3 protein-coding genes are annotated in these 3,579 nt (G+C 61.1%); all 3 read right to left on the bottom strand.

Annotated elements, in window-relative coordinates:
- Nucleotides 1–922 (bottom strand): acyl-CoA dehydrogenase family protein (locus BRW65_RS30710; RefSeq protein WP_073881213.1); only part of this gene is annotated, 922 nt, incomplete at its 3' end.
- Entirely contained in the window at nucleotides 919–1,989 is a 1,071-nt protein-coding gene (locus BRW65_RS30705; RefSeq protein WP_023900526.1) for an ABC transporter substrate-binding protein, read from the bottom strand. The genes BRW65_RS30705 and BRW65_RS30710, both read right to left, overlap by 4 nt.
- Entirely contained in the window at nucleotides 1,989–3,347 is a 1,359-nt protein-coding gene (locus tag BRW65_RS30700) for an LLM class flavin-dependent oxidoreductase (protein ID WP_005099785.1), read from the bottom strand. The genes BRW65_RS30705 and BRW65_RS30700 overlap by 1 nt, the downstream gene beginning before the upstream one ends.
- Nucleotides 3,348–3,579: the final 232 nt, after the last annotated feature.

Below are 3,579 nucleotides of genomic sequence, written 5' to 3'. Positions count from 1 at the left end.
GTAGTTGGATGCCGAATTCGCCGTAGCTGCGAATGGTGTACGGATCTTCGACGGCTTGAGTGACCCCGGCCGGCGTCCAAGGACGTGCCTGCGTTCGGGTGTACTCGCGGGCTGTCTCGAGCGCTCCGCGCGCGATCCCTAGGTAAACCGAGGAGAACACCAACTGCACGATCGGGCCGAACAGGCTTCCGCGCCCGGACGCCAGGAACGCCTCGAGGATGGCATTGGGTTTGCCGAGCACCTCGTCGGGACGGACCGCAACATTGTGGAATTCGGTGGTGCCGCTGTCGGTGCGCCGCATCCCCAGCGCCTGCCAGTCATCGTTTGGCTGAACGCCTTCTCTGGTGGTGGGAATGGCCGCCGCTACGATGGCACCTTGCTGTGGGAAACCCTCCGGTATCACACCGAACACCAAGAGCAGATCTGAGCCCTTGGCGCCACTGCTGAAGTGCTTAATGCCGTTGAAAAAGTACCCGCCGTCATCGGCCGGGGTGGCCGTCACCTTCCAATCCAGGATGTGGCTGTTGTTCTCGCTGGAGGCGTTTCCGGTCCACCAATTGTTTTCGGCCAGTTGACGAAGCAGGCGTTCCTTTTGCTCGGGTGAACCCCACAGATCGATAACGGCTGGGGTGCTGAGGTGGTATCCGAACAAGTGCCCAAGGGATCCGTCGACCTTGGCGATCTCGCGCACCACTTCCAGGGCGGTAGGCCAGTCGGCTCCCCAACCGCCCAGGTGCCGGGGAACGGTCACCGAGAGCAGCCCACTGGCGCGTAGATCCTCACGCTCTTCTGTTGCCGAACCACCTGCCTTGTCGCGCTCGACGACGGTAGTTTGCCACTTTCGCGTCAGCTCGCGCGCGACCTCGATTGGGTCGCCATGCCTACTGTTCTGTGCCGTGGTGGTGTCATCGGTCAACGTCATTGCTGTTCTCCAGTCGCGGATTGGGTGAGGAATTGCGGTGCTGCCCACTGTGTGAGGTCCACCGGACGGTCGAGCAGATTGTGGTCGATGAGGAACTGTTGAGTTTGGTCGACAACGGCCAGCGCCGAGTCGTCAAGCGTTGGGATCAGATGTTGGGCGAAATCAGCGCCGAAACCGCGTCCGATCGCCGAAGGTGCTACCCCGAGGTTGGCGGCATGGATGCCAACGGTGTCCTCGGGGTGGGCCTGTGCCCAACGGCCGGCTTGGACAGCCGCATCGACGAGTCGTTGCACCAGGTCGGGTCGCTCGTCAACCAACTGGGCGCTGACCGTCCAAACACTGGCATACCGGTTTCGTTTGTCGTCGCCGAGATCGGCGAGTACCCGCGCGCCGCTGAGGTCTTCTAGCTCCGCCGCCCAGGGCAACCACGTGAATAGCGCATCAACGTTGCCACTACTCAGGATGTCGCTCTGGTGGGCGGCCACGTCGGGAAACAGGTCAGCGCCTTTGACACTGGCCGCTGCTTCCAGCCGCTCTTCGGGCACGTCGACGCCAGGGCTTTCGATACGCACCAATTCGACGTCACTGATCCCGATGCCTCCGATATGCAGGGTCTGCAAAAGTCCCCGCGCCTCCCAGGTGCCCAGCGCGATCAGTGTTTGCCGCCACGGATCCAATTGCCGGTAGTCACCCAACTCGCCGGTGAGAATGCGGATCGCTGCGCCGGACACACCCACCCGCCGACCCCGCAGCTGCTCGGGTGATGTCACCGGGCTGTCAGCACGGACATAGATCCCTTGCCGACCGGCCAGAGGTGTGATGCCCAGCAGACGGGTGCGTCCTGGTGCTCGCAGGCCCTCACTGATAAGAGGTGGAATTTCGCCACCAAAACGGGTGTAGGCGGGATGATCGTAGGTGAAATGCAACCCAGCTTGCGCGCCGCTCAGCACATTCAGCGAAATACCGTTGCCAGCCAACAGGTTTGACTCCAGCGCTGTCAGCAACGCGTTAGGAACCGGGCAATTGCTGTAGGCAAGAATATCTCGATCTATGCCCGTGGTGGTCATCAGATGCTCCCAACTTCAGGCCGAGCCAACCCAAGGTGCTCACGCAGCGTTGCCCCTTCGTACTCAGTACGGAACACACCACGTTGCTGCAGCAGCGGCACCACCTGGTCGACGAATTCCTCGTAAATCCCAGGCAGATACGCCGCCGAAATGATGAATCCGTCAGCGGCCCCGGCCTCAAAGTGACTAACCAATTGATCAGCGATCTGTTCGGCAGTTCCGGCCCACTGCGGTACAAACCCGACGTTGGTGCCGTATCGTCGACCCAGCTCGGCCAACGTCAGGTCCGCACCGCCACCGGCCACCGCAGAAAACATCTGCAACATGGTCGGCACGTGACGATCACCGAGATCGGCGACGATGTCGGAAAACTTCGTATCCAGCGGATACTTGGAGAGATCCAAACCGCTATGGCTCGACAACGTCGACAAACCCACCTCGGGATGGACCAGAGAATTGAGATATTCCAGACGCTCACGGGCCACCTGCTCAGTCTCACCGAGTACTGGCATTACCGCGGTGAACACCTTTGTTTGCTCCGGGTCACGTCCCGCGGCCGCAACGTGAGCTTTGATGTCCTGATAGACCGCGCGCATGATGTCGAGGTTGGGCGAGACGCTGAATACTGCTTCGGCCCAGCGCCCCGCGAAGCGACGCCCGCGCGGTGACAAGCCGGCCTGCAGGATCACCGGTTCGCCCTGGCGTGACCGTGGAACCTGCAAGGGGCCACGGACGGACAACCAGTGGCCACGATGATTGACGTATTGAACCTTCTTGGGGTCGGCGAACCGACCGCCAATCTTGTCCAACAACAAGGCATCCTCGGACCAAGAACTCCATAGCTTCTTGACTGCCTCCAAGAATTCGTCAGCGCGGTCATATCGGATGTCGTGCTCAAGGTGCTCGTCCACGCCGAAGTTGCGTGCTTCCGAGTCGTTGAGCGACGTGACCACATTCCACGAGATCCGGCCATCAGACAGGTTGTCGAGCGTGGCAAACACCCGAGCCACGTGATACGGCGGGTAGTACGTTGTGGAAACCGTAGCGCCCAGACCCAAACGTTCCGTCACCGCAGCCATAGTCGCTATCACGCTGGTCGGCTCCAGCGCCACCGCGCCCTGGCCACCCAGGCCGACCCCGGTCTCCAAGTTCTCACCATAGCTGTCTTCGATGGCCAGGCCATCGGGAAGAAATAACAGGTCAAACTTTCCCCGCTCCAGGGTCCGTGCAATCTGCTTGTAGAACTCGCCAGTCAGAAATCCGTTCGTGGCACCAACATGGCGCCACGCGCCATGCGCGTGAGTGACGTTGCCGGCCGAGAAAAACCCGGCCAAATGTAGTTGGCGTTGTTCAGCCATTATCAGCAGTGCCTCCGTGGGGATCAGATACCGGACACCGATGCTCGACCACCAGCCTGGACCCCAACAGGGTTAGGAGACCAATGATTTTTAAGGCCCCGGAGTGTGTCGTCGGTGGCCCGGCACCTACCTATCTCGGGGTAACCGGACGGCTGCCAGGAGGGTATATTAGGAACTTGTCACCAACCTGGTGCTGGTCTGCCCGTATCACCACCGGGCGCATCACCGCGGC

It is taken from the genome of Mycobacterium paraffinicum (genome assembly GCF_001907675.1).
Lineage (GTDB): Bacteria > Actinomycetota > Actinomycetes > Mycobacteriales > Mycobacteriaceae > Mycobacterium > Mycobacterium paraffinicum_A.
The sequence above is the reverse complement of the archived record's forward strand: the minus strand, read 5'-3'. Positions and strand labels throughout refer to the sequence as shown.

Coding starts and splice junctions, on each gene's coding strand:
- BRW65_RS30705 (WP_023900526.1), bottom strand. CDS start 1,989: ATGACCACCACGGGCATAGATCGAGATATTCTTGCCTACAGCAATTGC.
- BRW65_RS30700 (WP_005099785.1), bottom strand. CDS start 3,347: ATGGCTGAACAACGCCAACTACATTTGGCCGGGTTTTTCTCGGCCGGC.